This window comes from Alicyclobacillus suci, from assembly GCF_017329615.1.
GTDB classification, from domain to species: Bacteria; Bacillota; Bacilli; order Alicyclobacillales; family Alicyclobacillaceae; genus Alicyclobacillus; species Alicyclobacillus suci.
Map to the genome: position 1 here is coordinate 39,992 of NZ_JAFMTW010000022.1, position 18,278 is coordinate 58,269.

Genomic DNA, 18,278 nt, shown 5'->3' on the forward strand with positions numbered 1-18,278 from the left:
GTATCTCATGTGGAATGAGGGGTATTTGATTTGGATTTCCGACGCGCTGATTGTCCTCACGGTGATTGGCATCGTTGGAGCGCTCACGTACTTGAAGAAATGGCGCTGGCTGTGGGATAACTGGTTGACGACAGTTGATCACAAAAAGATTGGGATTATGTACTTAATCGCGGCGTTGTTGATGTTTTTCCGTGGCGGGGTGGACGCCCTGCTGCTGCGCACACAGTTGGCGCAGCCCGGCGAACACTTTCTTGATGCGGAACACTATGACCAAATCTTTACCACGCACGGAACCATCATGATTTTGTTTATGGCGATGCCGTTTCTCTTTGCGTTATTCAATATCGTGGTGCCATTGCAAATTGGCGCGCGCGATGTCGCGTTTCCATATCTGAACGCAATTAGTTTTTGGCTGTTTTTCTTTGGCGCAATGCTCTTTAATCTGTCATTTGTGTTCGGTGGGTCGCCAGATGCTGGCTGGACCAGTTACCCACCACTGACGGAACTCGGGTTCGACCCCGGTCCAGGCGAGAACTATTACCTGCTTGGCGTCCAGATTTCGGGTATCGGGAGTATCGCGACAGGGATTAACTTCATCGCGACCATCCTCAAGATGCGCGCTCCTGGTATGAAATTGATGCGGATGCCATTGTTTACGTGGTCGACGCTTGGTTCTTGTCTCATCATTATCTTTGCCTTCCCGGCACTGTCTGTGTCATTGGCGCTGTTAATGCTCGACAGAGTGGTTGGCACACACTTCTTCACGATGATGCACGGCGGAAATCCGATGATGTTCATCAACCTGTTCTGGGTCTGGGGTCACCCTGAGGTGTATATTGTCGTGTTACCCGCCTTCGGCGTCTACTCAGAAGTAGTCGCCACATTTACGCGCAAGCGCATTTTTGGTTATTCGTCGATGGTCGCATCCCTCATGTTGATTACGGTCATCAGTTACTTTGTGTGGGCGCACCACTTTTTCACGATGGGCGCTGGCGCCGATGTCAATACGTTCTTCGCCGTCGCTTCCATGGCCGTGGGTATTCCAACGGGTGTGAAGGTGTTCAACTGGCTCTTTACCATGTTCCGCGGCCGTATTCGTGTCACTTTGCCGATGTTGTGGACGCTCGGATTCATCCCGAACTTCGCTATTGGCGGCGCGACGGGTGTTATGCTCGCTGCTGCCCCAGGGGATTACCAGTATCACAACAGTTATTTCCTTATTGCTCACTTCCACCAAATGCTCATTGGCGGTGTGGTGAACGGCATGCTCGCGGGGATGTATTATTGGTGGCCGAAGATGTTTGGGTTTAGGCTCAACGAACGGTTGGGTAAGTGGGCGTTCTGGATTTTCAACATTGGGTTCTACATTTGCTTCTTGCCGCAGTACGCACTTGGTTTCGAAGGTATGCAACGCCGGATGTACACGTATCCGACAGATATGGGCTGGGGGTCGCTCAATTTTGTATCCACCATTGGGGCTTACCTGATGGGCGTCGGATTTTTGTTCATCGTCTGGCAGGTTCTCTACAGCTTGTTCCACATGGAGCGGGATACGACGGGGGATCCATGGGATGCTAGGACGCTTGAGTGGTCTTTGCCGTCACCGGTTCCGCATTACAATTTCGCCGTCATTCCGACGATTACTGAACGGGATGTCTGGTGGGCCGCAAAACAACGGGGAACCACGGATTTGCTTACTCCTTCAGCGGAGGACATCCAGGCAATTCATATGCCGAAAAATTCGGGTCGCCCATTTCTCATGGGGTTTGCATTCTTCGTCGCTGGATTTGGTTTTGTCTTCAATTGGTATATCCTTGCGGTCATCGGCTTGGCCGGTGTTGCGTTGTGCATGATTCTACGGGCGTTAGAAGACCAAGACGAGTATGTGATTCCGGTGGAAGAAGTTCGCGAGACCGAAAGTGCATTGGGGAGGTTGTAAGATGTCCGCGTTACAACATGCCATTACGGCTCATGCAGATGCAGATACGCCATTGGAGTATCAAAATCCACATGAATCCGTGAAAATCACGGGCTTCTGGATATTCATGGCTACGGATATGTTGCTTTTTGGCTGTTTGTTTGCGACGTATCTGGTTTTGCGCACACATACAGATGGTGGTCCAACCGCCCACCATCTGTTCGATATCCCTGGCTTTACCGCAGAGACATTTATTCTGCTCACCAGTAGCTTCACGGGCGGTTTGTCGACGCTCGCCATGCGACTGGGCAAACGCAAACAAGTCATGGCCTGGCTGACGTTGACGATTCTTCTCGGCCTTGCTTTTATCGGACTGGAAGTTCAGGAATTTGCAGCAGATGTCGCAATTGGGGCGACGATGCAACGTAGCGCGTTTCTGTCGGCATTCTTCACGCTGGTCGGGACGCACGGGAGTCACGTGAGCATTGGCATAGTTTGGATGGTTCTGACGTTCATTCAGATTGCCCGTCGCGGTCTCAACCAAAAGACCGCGCGCAAGTTGTTTATCGTCAACTTATACTGGCATTTCTTGGATGTTGTGTGGGTCTTTATCTTCACAATCGTGTATTTGTCTGGGGTGGTGATGTGATATGTCAACCGTTCAAACGGGGGGTACGCACAAGTCGCATTCGCCCAAGATATATATTCTTGGGTATCTGTTATCGCTTGTCCTGACTGCGATTTCGTTCGTGCTGGCGCTTACGCACAGTATGCATGTCGGTCCATTGATTGTCCTTTTGACTATCCTTGGCGCATTGCAAATTTTTGTCCAACTGTTTTTCTTTATGCACATCACGGAGGGAGACGGACCTCCGTTTCACTCCGTGCTCTTGTTGTTGGGGTTGATTTTTACGTTCGCCGTCGCCTTGATGTCCGTCTGGATTATGGCTTTTGGTACGAATGTGAGTTACTAAATGATTGCCTGGGGGAAAGGTGGAGTTGGCAATGGGTTTCGCAAAGCAACCGTCGGTGACGGGCAAGTCTGAGGTGTTCGGATACCCAGATGTAAGGGCGGTGGCCAAAGCCTATATTGCTTTGACGAAGCCGCGTATTATGTTGTTTCTCTTGTTTACGGCCTATTGTGCGATGGTGGTTGCGCAAGCGGGGATTCCCGATTTGCGCACCACGGTCGTGGGGCTTGGGGGATTAGCTTTATCTTCCGGCGGTGGGGCCGCCCTCAATATGTGGTATGACCGCGATATTGACGCCGTGATGCACCGAACGGCGAATCGGCCGATTCCTTCAGGACTGGTGAAACCGTGGCACGCATTGGCGATAGGGGTCAGCTTGGGCGCGTTGTCTTGTGTCGTGCTCGCACTTTGGTGCAACTTGCTAACGGCTAGTTTATCCATGGCAGGGTATCTGTATTACGCCGCGATTTACACCATGTGGCTCAAGCGGAAAACACCACAAAATATCGTCATTGGCGGTGGCGCTGGCGCTTTTCCGCCACTGGTCGGCTGGGCCGCGGTAACTGGGCATCAGAGTTTCGCAGCTTGGGCGATGTTTGCTGTCATTTTTTTGTGGACACCGGCCCATTTTTGGGCCCTCGCGTTGTACAAGAACGAAGATTATGCACGCGCTGGAATCCCGATGATGCCAGTGGTTCGCGGTGCCCGTACGACAAAGCGGCAGATGGTCATCTATACCGCACTCATGGTCATGGCATCTTGGATTTTGGTCGGTGCGGTTCAGGAACAAGTATTTTATATGATTGCCGCCACGGCCATCGGCTGTGTCTTTCTCCGATTGACCATTTGTTTGCTTCGGCGACAGACAGATGACGAGGGTCTGGCGAAACAGACCTTTTTCTTGTCATTGATGTATCTCCCAGCGGTGTTCGCTGTGATGGTCGTCTGTGCCCTATTATGAAAACGGCAGACAGACGTGCAACGAGTACCGGCGTTCATTGGTGTAGGGGTATCGTCCTTCTTCGCCTTTGATTCTCAAGCATCGGGTGCTGATACGGATACAATCGTCAAAATGGTCCAGTTGAACTATATGCAACGCGCGATGGTCACGGTATGCTTTAAAGTTATCGGGCGGTATGATTCGGTGAAGGATTACCCGTTCCTTTAACGTAGGGCAGACGGTTTGACAGGAGGATATGAAACATGGATGGGAGCGCGTGCGGGACAATCCGCATTATGGTAGTAGATGATCATGAGTTGTTTCGCAGTGGCGTGTGCGGTTTATTAACGCGAATGGCCGACATGGATGTGGTGGCAGAAGCGGAAAATGGTTATGTTGCGCTGCAAAAATGTGAAAACATGACACCGGATGTCGTGTTGATGGATATTAACATGCCTGTGATGGATGGGTTAGAGGCGACTCGGCAGATTAAGGCCGCATATCCCAATATAAAAATTTTGATTTTGACCGTGTCGGATACGGAGGAAATGCTCTTTAAAGCTATCAAATCCGGCGCGTCAGGATATGTGTTGAAGAATGCGGAACCAGCAGCGGTCATTGATGCCGTCCAACGGGTGAGCGCGGGCGAGCCGGTGATTCCGGGGAATTTGGCAATGCAAATCATCACCGAGTTCTCTCGTCCGCAAGTGAAGCAGTCCACCGCGTCGCACCAATTACAACCGCTCACGGAGCGGGAAATCGATGTCTTGCGTCAATTGAGTACAGGTGCGAGCAATCGCGACATCGCGCAAGCGCTGTATATTAGTGAAAATACGGTTCGCAATCACGTGCGGAACATCCTTGAAAAACTTCATTTTAAAAACCGGGTTGAAGCGGCAGCGTATGCGTTGAGAGAGGGAATTGTCGTCGACAGCGAATGACACCAATCTGTAATGAGCGATTCCCTTTTCCTGTGATATGATTAGCCCGTAATCAAAACATTGGACAGGTACCAATTGTCGTGGTACCGACTTAGAGGGGAACGCTTGCCTTGTTGCGACATCATCTTGAATTGCTTACGTCGATGCTGCAGGACATGGAGGGCGTCGAACCGATTGCTAGCGCGCTGCGTGAACTGGCCGACATCAATCATGCACTCGATGAAGCGTTGATTGTCGCTGTGACCGACGTTCGGGGCGACATTACGTTCGCAAATCAGCAGTTCTGCAGAATCTCGAAATATAGTTACAGTGAACTCATTGGCCAGAATCATCGAATTATTAACTCTGGCTACCATTCCAAAGCGTTTTTTAGACACATGTGGCGGACGATTGCTCAAGGGCGGATTTGGCGTGGTGAAATTAAGAATCGCGCGAAAGACGGCACATTTTACTGGATGGATACGACCATCGTACCGTGCATGAACGAAGACGGCAAACCGTATCAATATGTCGCGTTCCGCAATGAGATCACACAGCGTAAACTCATTGAAGAACGTCTGGACACCTTGGTCACGACTATGCCGGATATTGTGATTTTTAAGGATGGGGAGGGGCGCTGGCTAAAAGCCAATCAGGCAGCGATTGACTTTTTTAAACTCTCCACTGTGCTGTACGAAGGGCGAACCAATGAGCAGTTGGCCGCAATGCCGGGTACTTTCGAGCGGGGGCTGCACTGTTTTGTAGAATCTGACGATGCGGCGTGGCGACAAGGTAAACCCATTCAACTAGAGACCGATATCTTGATGGCGGACGACGCTGTTCGAACGTTTGAATTGACCAAGGTGCCCGTTTATCACAAACCGGGTGAGCGCAGCGGTCTTATTGTCATTGCAAAGGATATCACGGAAAAGAAGCAAACCGAGGCGTTTCTGCGCAGAGCGGACAAAATCTATGCCATTGGACAGATGGCTTCCGGAATCGCGCATGAAATTCGCAATCCATTGGCAGCGATGAAGTGGTCGCTCAATGTCTTCACGATAGATCACCCTGAGTACAAAGACCAGTTTCAAGCCATATTGGGCGAATTATCGCGTGTGGATGGTATTGTCGGCGAGTTGCTAATGCTGGCGAAACCACAAGAGACGCGGTTTCAGAGTGCGCGCCTCGAGGAAATCTTAGGTGTGGTCATCACGTTGATGAGCAGTCAGGCCAAGCGAAATGAGATTGATTTGAAGGTCGAGATTGAACCGGATTTACCCTACGTGCGGTGTGAGCCGAATCAGATAAAGCAAGTGCTCATTAATCTGATTAAAAACGCCATCGAGGCGATGCCGGATGGCGGCACTGTGACCGTGGAGGCCCGGCGACGCCGCGCGAATGAGATTTTGATACGAGTCGTCGATGAAGGTGTCGGGATACCTGGTCACGTCCTCTCAAGACTCGGAGAACCGTTTTTCACGACCAAAGAATCTGGCACGGGCTTGGGCATGATGGTGTGTCACAAGATTATACAAGATCATGCGGGGCGCATGGATGTTCACAGTGTGCTCAATCAAGGGACGGAAATTGTCGTGACGCTGCCGGCCGTCGAGTGACGGCTGGTGATTGCAACAGATTTGTCTACCTCTTGTGTTGTTCTTCGATGAACCGGAACGAATCTCCACCATGATTCACGTACAACGATTTTTCAGAAGACCTCTGTCATATTCAGGATATCGTCTATCGCGCTAGTGCAATTGGACTAGTTCTTTTAGACCTGTGATGCGCGATGGAAATAGTCCAAGTCACCCCCGTGAAAGTAGCACATTTGTGTCTGACAGCATGACGAGTTTCCCTCGATAATGAAGCAGTAAGCGATGGGGACATCGCCATTTCGGCAGGGTGCCGTGGATGCGAAAATCGAGGAGGAATCGCTATGAACAAAATTGTTTGGGCTACGGACGGATCAGCCTGTGCAACTGCAGCAGGAAAGACTGTGATGACGCTTCTGGACGCGTTTCCAGAGTCGACGGTGACCGCTTTGTATGTGATACACCCGCAGTATGTCGGGACTGGGATGGGCATTGTTCCAGAAGTCGCAGATGCCGGTTTTGAGGCGGTTGCCAAGGGGCTGGCGCAGGCGATTGACGAACAGTTTGAAGCGTATCAAGGGCGTGTTCAGTTTGTTTCTGAGTATGGAGTTCCGGCGATTGTGATTTGTGAAGTTGCAGCGAAAGAAGACGCCGACCTCATTGTGTTGGGGAGTCATGGGTATGGTGTTGTTGATCGGCTGTTATTGGGAAGCGTCAGCAGTGGCGTGATTCACCGTTCGCAGATCTCGACGCTCGTCGTGAAAGAACGAAGCTGAGCGTGTTAGGCAGTTGCGGTCATAGGGTAATGCGGAGTGATGCGTGGAAGGAGGCAGACATGTGCAAACCATTGTCAAGCCGAGGAGAATTGCTGTGGTGGGGGCGGGGGCAGTCGGATCAACAACGGCCTACACGCTGTTCCTGCGCGAACGCGCCACGGAGATAGTCCTCGTGGATAACAATGCCGACAAGGCCAGGGGTGAGGCGCTCGACATGCAGCACGGGCGGCCATTTGCCGGGGGTGTAAAGGTCTGGAGCGGCGATTATCGCGACTGTCAAGATGCAGATATCGTGATTGTCACAGCGGGTGTCTCGCAACAGCCGGGTGAGACGCGCCAGGCGTTGCTGGCCCGAAACGCGACAATTGTCCAGCAGATTGTTCAAGAGGTCACGCGCTACAACGAAACGGGAATTCTGCTCATCGCGACCAACCCGGTCGACGTGCTTTCCTACGTCGCGTGGCGGACGTCAGGATGGTCGACAGAGCGCGTCATCGGATCCGGCACCGTACTCGATAGCGCCCGCTTTCGCCATTTGCTGGGCGAACACTTCACCGTTGATCCGCGCAGTGTACACGCCCATGTGATTGGTGAGCATGGGGATACGGAGGTGCCCGTGTGGAGCACGACGAATGTCGCCGGCGTTCCTGTCGAGTTGCCTGGTATGCAAAAGGCTGATATCTCGGCAAAGACTAGGGATGCGGCGTACGATATCATCATGGCGAAAGGCTATACGAGTTACGCGATTGCGCTTGCACTCGATAGAATTTGCGCGGCGATTTTACATGATGAACACGCAGTCCTGAATGTTTCCACGTTGTTGTCCGATTATCATGGGGTGTCTGACGTGTACATGGGCGTCCCCTGTGTAGTTGGACGGCAGGGTGTTGAGCGCGTTGTGACACTCCCCCTTGCGGAAGCAGAAATGCGAAACTTTCGCCATTCGGCGCAAACACTCGCTGCCAGGATTCGCACCGTGACGTCTGATTGAGGCAATGTGCACTAAATTCCGTTTTTACGGCGTTGTCGGGCAGCTTCCTTGTCTTATCTGCCCACGCTACAGCGGGCGGCTGGCGAACACGACCTCGATCCCGCCGTCCATCAGCGCTCCCTTGGGGCACCTCACGCCCCATCTATCCACCCCATCGGCCCGACCATCGCGGCAAAATCCGTCCACCATTTCATCCAGATCTACCCGCGTTTTCCCCTAAATATCACCAAGTGCATCCAAATGTTTCCCAGATCGCCATCATTATTATAAAGAAGATACATAGATTCCATGGTAATCTAACCACCGAGGAACAATATCAGCCGAATCCTGGTTATCCAGGTACGGGGGACGATTTTTATGGGGTTAATGTGCATTGCACACGGGCAACTCCTGCCCGCACCCGTCAACTAACCTCGGAGGCGTAGGAGGCTATCATAGTGAGAGCAAAAGCAGTTGTTTCAGGTTTGGCAGCCATGGCAACTTTATTGCCACTTGGCCTATCTTCGGTGGCCATGGCAAGTACGACTTCCGCATCGACGGTCAGTATCAAACACAATGCGTATTTGATTACGGCGCCAAAGAGCGGATCGACCAAAATTGCACTGGAGACCACTGGAACGAAGCTGACGGTTTTATCCGGTGGCAACAGCTATTGGTACCACGTCGAAGACGCCAAAGGGCGAGACGGCTACATTACGACGAACACGTATTATACTACGGAAACGTCATCGTCAACGCCAACGACCAGTTCGTCTGCGGCAGCATCGAGTGGTTCGACCGCAGCGTCAACCGCGACAAAACCGTCGGCCTCAAGTACCAGTACGGCCTCGTCAACGACTGGAAAACAGGTCGTGGAAGTGCTTCACAACGCGTATCTCATTTCTGCCGCAAAGTCCGGTTCTAGTCGAATTGAGCTGGAGCAGACGGGCACTCAATTGACGATTCTCTCCGGTAGCACACAGTATTGGTGGCACGTCGAGGCGCCATCCGGAAAATCGGGGTACATCACGGCGAACAGTTATTACACCACGACGACGAATCCCCTAAATGTGCAACTGCCGCCAGGGGTGACATTAGATCCAGCCATTACGCCAATTGCACCGGTGGATGCCACGGCGGATGCGAAGTTCCAAGCGATTCTGCAAGTTGCGGAAAGTAAACTGGGGACGCCGTACGAGTTAGATCACAACGAGGACCGTGGTCAAACCGGTTTTGACTGCTCGAACTTCACGGCCTACGTCTATCATCACGCGCTTGGGTATATTATTTCGACGTCGTCGAAGACACAGTACACATCTGTTGGAACGAAAGTGGCCATTGCCGACATGCAACCGGGTGACCTTCTGACATTTGACGATGGCGGGCACTCTGGTATCTATATTGGGAACAACCAGATGATTCAGTGTGGCGGAGGACTCGGAAAAGTGGGGTATTTGAGTGTTGCGCCGGGATCGTATTGGTACCAGCACCTCTCGGCAGTGAAGCGGATGTATTAATCTCGCGGTCCACGGTTGTACATATGGACTTGGGAAATCGGATAGGACGGGTAGGCGCTTTGGCGTCTGCCCGTTTTGTCGCTTTATGGCGAATTTTTGCGGTTTGTCCGCATGTCGGTTTCGCATACACATCCTCCGAGACGATACCTTTTGGGGGGATGGCGAGTGGGACGACGCAATCCGAACCAGTTTACGGTCAAACCGGTTTACAGAGGTGACGGCAGTACGTTGGAATCGCGCCTTCTGGCGGTGGCTGATGTCGTGGTGCCCATTCTAGCTAAAGCTACAGCCACAGCCGAAGCCAAACCCGCGACATTCAAAGAAACCCAACGCGTTGCCGCGGCGGGGGACGACGAAGCGCAGGCAGCATCCGCGCGTTGGCCGGGAGGACAACCATGATTACGTGGGCGATTCAGCGGGACGCAGAAAGCCACCCTTTGCCGTCCAAAGCGGAGCTCATGGAAATGATGGAAACCGTGAAGGCTGTGATCTATGCACGTGTATCTACACAAGATCAAGCCCGGCATGGGTATTCTCTCACATCGCAGGTCGAGCGCTCGTTAGCGCACTTACAGTCGAAGTACGGCATTGGCGAAGACCAAGTCATCGCGGTGGTGGAGCACGGTGAGATGGGGGATGACCCTAATCGCCCAGCTCTACATCGAGCGCTTTGGTTGATTGAGCAGGGGATTGCTTCAAAATTTGTCGTCTTGCACCCGGACCGACTTGCGCGTGATTTGCGGTTGCAATTATCCATCACGGAGCGTATTTGGAACGCCGGATGTGATATCGCATTTGTCGAGATGGATGTAGACCCGAACAATCCCGAGTCCCTCTTGCTCTACAACATTCAAGGCGCGATTGCGCAGTACAACAAGGCGAAAATTTTGGCGAACTCTAGGCGCGGACGCCGGACAAAGGTGATGAACGGCAAGATTCCGGGAATCCGCAGGATTTACGGATACGATTTCGACAAGACACAGGACATATTGGTGGTCAATGAACGAGAACGCGACGTCTACTTGATGATGGTCGATTGGATATTACACGGCAAAGATGGCCAGCGGATGAATTTAACCGCAGTGGCCCGTGAACTGTCTGTACTCGGAATACCGGCACCAAGTGGAGATAAGTGGTATCAAGCAACGGTCAGTCGCATTCTCAAAAATCCAGTGTACACGGGCACGTTTTATTATGGGAAGACGGAATACCAGCAGAAAGCCGGCCGGACCGAAATTGTGCGAAAACCACCAGATGAGTGGCAGGCGGTCACCGTGCCTGCGTACATTGACGAAAACACGTACCGGGCGTTGCAGACGCGCATTCAGAGCTTTGCGCGTCGCGGTCGCGGTGCCCCCCCAAAATCCTCTTATTTACTGAAGGGGCTTGTTCGCTGCGGACGCTGTGGTGCTGCAGTCGTCGCTGGCGCACCTTCGCGCGACAAACGCACGAATGAGCCGCGCTACCACTACTATGTCTGTTCAGGCAAGAGTCGCAAGATTTTTGAAGTCGGTAGCGGCAGACCGGTTTATGTCTGTCGGGGGCGAAACTGGCGGCAGGATGTCGTCGACGACTACGTTTGGCGCTATCTGTCGCGACAACTCGTGCGCCGACGACAGGTTCTCTTGCAGTTGTGGACGGCACAGCGGGATGGTGGCCGCATCGATGCGTTAGTCGCGTCACGCAAGCGCGTGGAGAGGGCCATGAAAGCGCGTCAGACGGAGCGCAAGCGTTGGCTTCAACTCGCCGCGAAGGGGCGCATTGACGAGCGCGAGTTGGCGCAGGCAGTTGATCCACTGGAGTGCACACTCCACGACTTACATGCGAAACTGGCGGAAATTGACGGCGAATTGGCGACGTTCGAGCGCGCTCGCGAGGCAGCCAGCCGTGACACCGAACTGCTAGATTGTTTCTCCGATTACTTGGAACAGCGGATAGACGACGCCGACAAAAAGCGCTTGGCCGATTTGTTGATAGACCACGTCGTTCTTTACGACGATGCCATTGAACTGTATCTAAATTGGTCTGAGTCGACGGATACCTGCGGGGATGGCTCTAATAATTGCAACACTGGTCAAGGGGATGGAGGATTATAAAGACCAATTCATCGTCATTCTCGCGGGTTACGAGGCGGAGATGGATTGGTTTTTAAGTACCAATCCAGGACTCCCGAGTCGCTTTCCGATTCATATTCACTTTCCGGACTACGACGCCGAGACGCTCTTTCACATTGCCAAGCGCACGGTAGCGGGGCGCCAGTACAGGTTGAGCGTGGACGCGGAAATCAAGCTGCGTACGCAAATTCGTCAGGCGCTACAGTCCTTGCCTCGCGGTGAACCGTTTAGCAACGCGCGTTGGGTACGAAATCTGGTCGAACGGGCAGTGCGGCACCAGGCTGTACGCTTATTCGAGGTAAATAGCCCCAAACGAGAGGAACTGTTGACGCTACAGGCGGTAGATTTCGTGCAGGAGGCGAGCAGATGAGTACAGAAGGCTTGGTCATCGGCAGGACGAATGCCGGCAAGACGTCGTTTTGCCTTCGGCTCGCGCGAGTCCTAGGAATCCGTGAATTGAATTGGTTGGTCGAGCGCACCGATGGCGTGACACAGCGTCGACGAATGGACGTCCGCGAGGCGGAAGAGATTCTCACCTCAGGCGACGCGCATCAGACGCGCGAGTTGCAAACGTTGATTTTGTCGGTACCGCGCGGAAAGGTCGACAGAGTCATTCGCGTCACTGATACTACAGGTCTCGCCGACGGGTTGCACCAAGATGCGTCGGTTCGTAAAGCGATGGCGCAGACGCTGAGATCAATGTTGCAGGCCCGTGTCGTCTTCCACGTCATCGACGCCGCGTCTGTCGGGCAAGCACTGAAGCGGGCTCGCGATGTCAGCGCGTTTCACCTCGATTATTTAGATGAACAGATGATTGCACTGGGCAAATCCCGCCAGACGTATGTCGTGCTCGCGAGCAAGATGGATCTTCCGGCCGCGCAGGAAGGGTACCGCTGGCTGCGCCAACATCTCGACAAGGGTTGTGTCGTGCCGATTTCTGCCCGCGAAGGAACCGGATTCCAAGAGGTGAAACGACATGTTTGGCGACTGGCCTAACTTGGTGTTGGCGTTTGGCGCGATGTTATTGGCAGGGGCCGCGGTCAAGTTGATGGATGACGCGCTCGACATTGATTACGACATCTGCCGCGGCCGCCGTACGCTTGCGGCCCGCCTGGGGCGTGCGTGTTTACCCTACAGCTTGGTCGTCTTTGGTATCGCCATGATGATGAATCGCGATGCGGCGTTTGCGGTATTTCTCAGCAGCTATGCCGTCGGGATGTTCACGCGTATCCACGAGAGTCTTCCGAGCCGTGTCCCTGCGTATGTCGAGATTGTTATCGCCGTCTTGTTGCTGGTCGTTTTAGTGGGGTGGAGACATGCGCTATGGGGGCTGGCGGTGATGAGTATGATTGACTGGCTGGATGACGTCATGGATCGCCGCAAGGACTTGGAGACAGGTCAGGCCAACGTCGCCATCCGGTTCGGCTTGGTAGAGACGTTGGTGGCCATTCTCATCGCCTTTTGTCTCGCATTATACGCCGAGGTGTTTTGGACCATCCTAGCCTTAATCGCACTCGTCATTCTCAGCATCGTCTTTGATACGACGACCACGAAAATACTGGAGACTGAAGAAGAGGAGTGGGATACATGGTCGTAATGTTGTATGTGGCAGGTCTTCTATTTACCTTTTTGATTGCGTATGCATTGGGACGTGTGGTTGGTCTGGCAGAAGGCCGGCGCAAGGCAGAGGCAGAAGTGCCAATCATGTTGCGGTCAGTATATCAGCTTGAATCGCGCTGTCCGATTTGCGATGATGGACGGGAGTACCTTGCGTGCGATTTGCAAAACCAGGGGTGAGTTCGTGCAGGAAGAAGCATATAGAGTTATTTTAGCGATGTGTCAAGTTGGCCAGGAGTCGGACGAACGCCTCGCCTACCGCGAAGCGGAACTCACAGGCCTTTGTGAAGCCGCGGGCGGATCAGTCATTGGTGTGATGACGCAAAAGCGTACACAATTAGATGGAAGGACGTTTTTGGGATCCGGCAAGTTAGAAGAACTGGCGGACTTGGTCACGGTGAATGAGGCTGACTTGGTGGTCGCAGACCGCGAGTTGTCACCTGCGCAAATTCGCAACCTGGAGCGGGTGTTGCCATGTCGAATTATCGATAGAACGCAGTTGATTCTCGACATTTTCGCCCGCCGCGCGCAGACGCGCGAGGGCCGGGTGCAAGTGGAAATCGCGCAGTTAAACTACTTGATGCCGCGGCTCACTGGCCGGGGCGTTGAGCTGTCGCGGTTGGGTGGCGGCATTGGCACCCGCGGCCCCGGTGAAACTCAGTTGGAGCTCGACCGTCGGCGCATACGCACGCGCATGACCCATTTGCGCAAGGAACTTGCGACCATTGAACGGCAGCGGGAGACGATGCGAGGCAAGCGGCGACGTGGCGTGCCTGTCGTCGCCCTTGTCGGCTATACCAACGCCGGTAAGACGACGGTGCAATCGCGCTGGGTGCGCGACAAGGCGAACATCGAGGTTCCAGAAGGACAAAATCGGCTATTTGACACGCTTGATCCGACCGCGCGTCAAGTTCGCACCAAGCTTGGCAACGAGTATGTAGTCGTGGACACCGTCGGTTTTGTGGAAGACCTTCCGCACCACTTGGTGGACGCGTTTAAAGCGACGCTCGAGGAGACCAAGTACGCCGATGTCGTCGTGGTGGTCGTCGACGCGGGGCACGAACCCCAATCTCATCTGGAGACGACCAGACGGGTACTTCGCGATTTGGGGGCACTGGATAAACCGGTCGTCACCTTTTTTAACAAGATGGACATCAGTCCGAATCAGCCAGGGCCAGACGTGCACGCAGTGGAAACCTTGTATGGCTCTGCCGTAAACGATTCACTGGATCCGCTCTATCAGACGGTGGAGCGCTTGTTGTCGTTAGATGAAGTACGGGTGACATTGCACACGCATCCCAACGATTTTATCTGGGACAAGTTGCTTCGCAACGGGCGAATTGAATCTGCAGATCCGGTTTCATCCGACGAGTGGCTGGTGACGGCGATTACGAGCCGCAAGGATGCACATTTATGGCAGCAACAACGGCGAGACGGGAGTGCTCATGAACCACAAGACCATTGAATATATCAGACAATGTGAACGGGAAATCGGAGGAGCGCTCGAGCAAGTCGACGCGGTGGCGCTTGCCAATCAGGAGCGCGTACTGGAGGCGTTTTGGCAGCATCGCATTTCGCAAACCGACTTGCTCGGGTCGACTGGCTATGGCCTGTCGGACGTCGGTCGCGACAAGTTTGAGGCGGCTTTTGCCGATGTATTCGGCGCACAGGGCGCACTGGTTAGACCACAAATCGTCTCCGGGACACATGCGCTGACCCTCGGCATGTTTGGGGTCCTGCGCCCGGGCGACGAAGTACTGTTCGCCACAGGCTCTCCGTACGACACGTTACATGGCGTAGTCGGTTTGCGAAGTGAGAAAGGCAGTCTCGCGGAGTGGGGCATTGGCGCCAAAATTGTGGATTTGTCCGCAGACGGCGAGATTGACGTCGAAGCGATTCTTTGTCACTTGAGCGAACATACGAAGCTGTTGATGTTTCAGAGATCTCGCGGCTACGGAGACCGCAAAGCGCTTTCGATTGAGGCGTTGGAGACCGCCTTTTCAGAGATCAAGGCGAAGTCTCCTCATGTCCTCATTGGGGTGGACAATTGTTACGGCGAATTCGTCGAAGCGCAGGAGCCATCCCATGTCGGCGCCGATTTGGTGATGGGGTCGCTGATTAAAAATCCAGGAGCGGGTATCGCACCGACAGGCGGGTATATTGTAGGTTCATCCGAGGTCGTCGAACAGGTGGCCGCGCGGTTGGTGGCACCGGGCACGGGGGCGGAGTATGGGCCTACGGGTCCTTATTTGCAGTTGTTCTATCAGGCGCTCTTCCTAGCGCCCCACGTCGTCGCTCAGGCAGTCAAGGCGTCGATATTATTTGCACAGGCGCTGCAGGGACTTGGATACCGAGTGTCGCCGGGGCCTACAGAACCGCGATCTGATCTGATTCTCTCCGTGGAACTTGGCAGCCCGGACAAACTGCTCGCATTTTGCCGAGCCGTTCAGCGCGCAGCTCCGATTGACGCGCACGTTCGACCTGAGGCAGATGCCATGGCCGGTTATGCTGATGCGGTCGTGATGGCTGCAGGGACGTTCATCCAGGGTGCCTCCTTGGAACTATCCGCCGACGCGCCCATGCGCTCGCCCTATACAGCCTATGTGCAGGGGGGCTTGACCTACGAGCACGCGGTTATCGCGCTGGGCAAAATCCTGGAGCAACTTGCGCCCGAATTGGCATGAATGGGTCAACCGATTCAGAGGATTTGTCAGGAACCGTGATGGATTCGCTTTTGCTGTCAGAAAAATTGACGTAACACGCTTGCCCCTTTCTCACGTACGTGCTACGATGTCAAAGAAGCGCCAGTGAGATGGGGGCAGCGCCATGGATTTGAATGACAGACGTCAACTGCCACTGTTTTCTATCGGAACAGTCCAAAAATTGACGGGGCTTAGTGCTCGTCAAATTCGTTACTATGAAGAGCACGAATTGATTCAGCCGGCGCGCACATCGGGCAAGCAACGCCAGTTTTCGTTTGCCGATGTCGAGCGCTTGATGCTGATTCGCCAGTGGTTGGATGAAGGCCACAACATGGCCGGCGTCAAACGCAATTTTGAAGAGATGGAACGCCGTCGGGCGCATCCGAAAGATTCGCAAAAGAAGGATTTATCGGATACGGAAGTGTATAAGTGGTTAGAGCGCGAGATGCTTGGCACTCAATCGAAGTCTTCGGAGTCACTGTTCCAGGGCGACCTCTCGCGATTCTATCGAAAACGTTGATGGAGGATGAACATGCGCAAACAGTATACCAAGGAAGAGATTTTGAACCACGCAGAGTCTAGTAACGTACGTTATATTCGTCTGCAATTTACCGATTTGCTTGGTATTGTCAAAAACGTAGAAATACCCGTAGATCAGTTGGGCAAGGCGTTGGACAACAAAATTATGTTTGATGGCTCGTCCATCGAAGGTTTTGTCCGAATTGAAGAATCTGATATGTACCTTGTGCCAGATTATTCAACCTGGTTAGTCTTCCCTTGGGATACGCCGCAGGGGAAGATTGCACGGTTAATCTGCGATATTCACCTTCCAGACGGGACGCCGTTTCCTGGGGACCCACGTTCGGTCCTGAAGCAAACGGTCGAACGGGCGAAAGCGCTCGGGTTTTCGTCGTTCAATGTCGGCTCTGAACCTGAGTTTTTCTTGTTCAAGATTGACGAGAACGGAAATCCGACAGATCAGGTCAACGACGAAGGTGGCTACTTTGACTGGGCGCCTTTAGATCTCGGTGAAAACTGTCGCCGGGATATTGTGTTAACCCTCGAGCACATGGGTTTCGAAGTGGAAGCGTCGCACCATGAGGTCGCACCCGGGCAACACGAAATTGATTTCAAGTACACGGATGCGCTCGAAGCAGCCGATAACATCGCGACGTTCCGCTTGGTCGTGAAAACCGTCGCCCGTCAACACGGGTTGCACGCAACGTTTATGGCTAAGCCGGTATACGGCATCAACGGTTCAGGCATGCACGCGCATCTGTCCTTGTTTAAGGAAGATGGCAATGCCTTTTATGATGGGGCGGACGAAATGGGCTTGAGCGTAACGGCGCGCCACTTTTTAGCAGGCATCCTAGAACACGCACCCGGCTTTACCGCAATTTGTAATCCGACTGTGAACTCGTACAAGCGTCTAGTCCCTGGTTACGAGGCACCGAGTTACATTGCGTGGAGTGGCAAAAATAGATCTCCCCTCGTCCGCGTCCCCGCTGCCCGCGGGCAAAGTACCCGGATTGAGGTTCGCAGCCCAGACCCGACTTGTAATCCGTATCTAGCCATCGCTACGTTGTTGGCGGCTGGACTTGACGGAATCGAACGGAATCTGCCATTGGCGCCGCCGGTCAATCGCAACATCTACATTATGTCCGACGCGGAGAAAGAAGAAGTTGGCATTCGCAGTTTGCCACCGACACTCAACGATGCGATTGATGCGTTGGCAAAGGACGAGGTACTTCGCGAGGCGTTGGGGCAACACGTGCTCCTTCATTTCATCGAGGCGAAGAAAATTGAGTACAACATTTATCGGACGCAGGTGACGGAGTGGGAGAAAGATCAATATCTCCACTTGTATTAAGTTCGTGATTCATTGGACGAAAGGGGTAGCCGTTGGGCTGCCCCTTTTTGCGTGGTGGGAGAACCTAGCTTTCATCAATGATTGGCGATGGAACTATCTTACGTACCTTAAGCGTAGATCGGAAATGAGGTAGGCATCTTTTTCTGGCCCGATACATCGGCGAATGTGTTGATTACTTTCTTTTGTTAATCCCGGATTTCGACGATTAGGTGATTGAGGTCATTGATCGGGGCGTGTTTTCAAGTATTTGGTGGGTTTGTTAGCGAACACGACGAAATCATGGTACGGAACTAGAGCAATGGACACAATTCCCCCCTCCCCAAGCCAGGCTATGAACTCCACTTTTTCAATTGGAAGAAAAATCTACGTGG

General features: G+C 53.3%; 19 protein-coding genes and 1 riboswitch. All 19 genes read left to right on the plus strand.

Going from position 1 to position 18,278, the window contains the following annotated elements:
- The first annotated feature begins 7 nt into the window (after nucleotides 1-7).
- On the plus strand, nucleotides 8-1,939 hold the full coding sequence (locus J3482_RS11960; RefSeq protein WP_188332139.1) for a cbb3-type cytochrome c oxidase subunit I: 1,932 nt from the start codon (nucleotides 8-10) through the stop codon (nucleotides 1,937-1,939).
- Nucleotide 1,940: 1 nt separating this feature from the next.
- Nucleotides 1,941-2,567 carry a cytochrome (ubi)quinol oxidase subunit III gene (locus J3482_RS11965; RefSeq protein WP_206922465.1) on the plus strand — a complete coding sequence of 209 codons (627 nt, stop codon included), beginning with the start codon at nucleotides 1,941-1,943 and terminating at the stop codon, nucleotides 2,565-2,567.
- Nucleotide 2,568: 1 nt separating this feature from the next.
- Entirely contained in the window at nucleotides 2,569-2,892 is a 324-nt protein-coding gene (locus tag J3482_RS11970; RefSeq protein WP_146821829.1) for a cytochrome o ubiquinol oxidase subunit IV, read from the plus strand.
- 31 nt (nucleotides 2,893-2,923) lie between these two features.
- Nucleotides 2,924-3,850, plus strand: a complete 927-nt coding sequence (locus J3482_RS11975) for a heme o synthase (protein WP_146821830.1) — start codon at nucleotides 2,924-2,926, stop codon at nucleotides 3,848-3,850.
- Nucleotides 3,851-4,092: 242 nt separating this feature from the next.
- Nucleotides 4,093-4,770, plus strand: coding sequence for a response regulator (locus J3482_RS11980; RefSeq protein WP_206915719.1), 678 nt, complete (start codon nucleotides 4,093-4,095; stop codon nucleotides 4,768-4,770).
- A gap of 110 nt (nucleotides 4,771-4,880) precedes the next feature.
- Nucleotides 4,881-6,365 carry a PAS domain-containing sensor histidine kinase gene (locus J3482_RS11985; protein ID WP_146821831.1) on the plus strand — a complete coding sequence of 495 codons (1,485 nt, stop codon included), beginning with the start codon at nucleotides 4,881-4,883 and terminating at the stop codon, nucleotides 6,363-6,365.
- A gap of 320 nt (nucleotides 6,366-6,685) precedes the next feature.
- On the plus strand, nucleotides 6,686-7,117 hold the full coding sequence (locus J3482_RS11990) for a universal stress protein (RefSeq protein ID WP_146821832.1): 432 nt from the start codon (nucleotides 6,686-6,688) through the stop codon (nucleotides 7,115-7,117).
- A gap of 61 nt (nucleotides 7,118-7,178) precedes the next feature.
- Nucleotides 7,179-8,108 (plus strand): L-lactate dehydrogenase, encoded by a 930-nt coding sequence (locus J3482_RS11995; protein WP_206922466.1) that lies wholly within the window; start codon nucleotides 7,179-7,181, stop codon nucleotides 8,106-8,108.
- A gap of 308 nt (nucleotides 8,109-8,416) precedes the next feature.
- Nucleotides 8,417-8,545: riboswitch (cyclic di-AMP (ydaO/yuaA leader) on the plus strand.
- On the plus strand, nucleotides 8,546-9,604 hold the full coding sequence (locus J3482_RS12000; RefSeq protein ID WP_223204016.1) for a C40 family peptidase: 1,059 nt from the start codon (nucleotides 8,546-8,548) through the stop codon (nucleotides 9,602-9,604).
- A 165-nt stretch (nucleotides 9,605-9,769) separates the two neighbouring features.
- Entirely contained in the window at nucleotides 9,770-10,003 is a 234-nt protein-coding gene (locus J3482_RS12005; protein ID WP_146821833.1) for a hypothetical protein, read from the plus strand.
- Nucleotides 10,000-11,700 (plus strand): recombinase family protein, encoded by a 1,701-nt coding sequence (locus J3482_RS20945; protein ID WP_236018185.1) that lies wholly within the window; start codon nucleotides 10,000-10,002, stop codon nucleotides 11,698-11,700. Before J3482_RS12005 ends, J3482_RS20945 begins: the two co-directional genes overlap by 4 nt.
- Complete coding sequence (locus tag J3482_RS20950) at nucleotides 11,654-12,088, plus strand: AAA family ATPase (protein WP_146821835.1); 435 nt, start codon at nucleotides 11,654-11,656, stop codon at nucleotides 12,086-12,088. The genes J3482_RS20945 and J3482_RS20950 overlap by 47 nt, the downstream gene beginning before the upstream one ends.
- A complete protein-coding gene (locus tag J3482_RS12025) occupies nucleotides 12,085-12,714 on the plus strand; it encodes a GTPase (protein WP_146821836.1) in 630 nt (209 codons plus the stop codon). The genes J3482_RS20950 and J3482_RS12025 overlap by 4 nt, the downstream gene beginning before the upstream one ends.
- Nucleotides 12,695-13,315 (plus strand): hypothetical protein, encoded by a 621-nt coding sequence (locus J3482_RS12030; RefSeq protein WP_146821837.1) that lies wholly within the window; start codon nucleotides 12,695-12,697, stop codon nucleotides 13,313-13,315. Before J3482_RS12025 ends, J3482_RS12030 begins: the two co-directional genes overlap by 20 nt.
- Nucleotides 13,306-13,515 carry a hypothetical protein gene (locus J3482_RS12035; RefSeq protein WP_146821838.1) on the plus strand — a complete coding sequence of 70 codons (210 nt, stop codon included), beginning with the start codon at nucleotides 13,306-13,308 and terminating at the stop codon, nucleotides 13,513-13,515. Before J3482_RS12030 ends, J3482_RS12035 begins: the two co-directional genes overlap by 10 nt.
- 4 nt (nucleotides 13,516-13,519) lie before the next feature.
- Complete coding sequence (gene hflX / locus J3482_RS12040) at nucleotides 13,520-14,800, plus strand: GTPase HflX (RefSeq protein ID WP_223204017.1); 1,281 nt, start codon at nucleotides 13,520-13,522, stop codon at nucleotides 14,798-14,800.
- Nucleotides 14,781-16,019, plus strand: a complete 1,239-nt coding sequence (locus J3482_RS12045) for a methionine gamma-lyase family protein (RefSeq protein WP_146821840.1) — start codon at nucleotides 14,781-14,783, stop codon at nucleotides 16,017-16,019. Before hflX ends, J3482_RS12045 begins: the two co-directional genes overlap by 20 nt.
- Nucleotides 16,020-16,161: 142 nt before the next feature.
- Nucleotides 16,162-16,557: a MerR family transcriptional regulator gene (locus J3482_RS12050; protein ID WP_021295514.1), complete on the plus strand. Its 396-nt coding sequence runs from the start codon at nucleotides 16,162-16,164 to the stop codon at nucleotides 16,555-16,557.
- A 12-nt stretch (nucleotides 16,558-16,569) separates the two neighbouring features.
- Entirely contained in the window at nucleotides 16,570-17,907 is a 1,338-nt protein-coding gene (glnA, locus tag J3482_RS12055) for a type I glutamate--ammonia ligase (protein ID WP_146821841.1), read from the plus strand.
- Nucleotides 17,908-18,278: the final 371 nt, after the last annotated feature.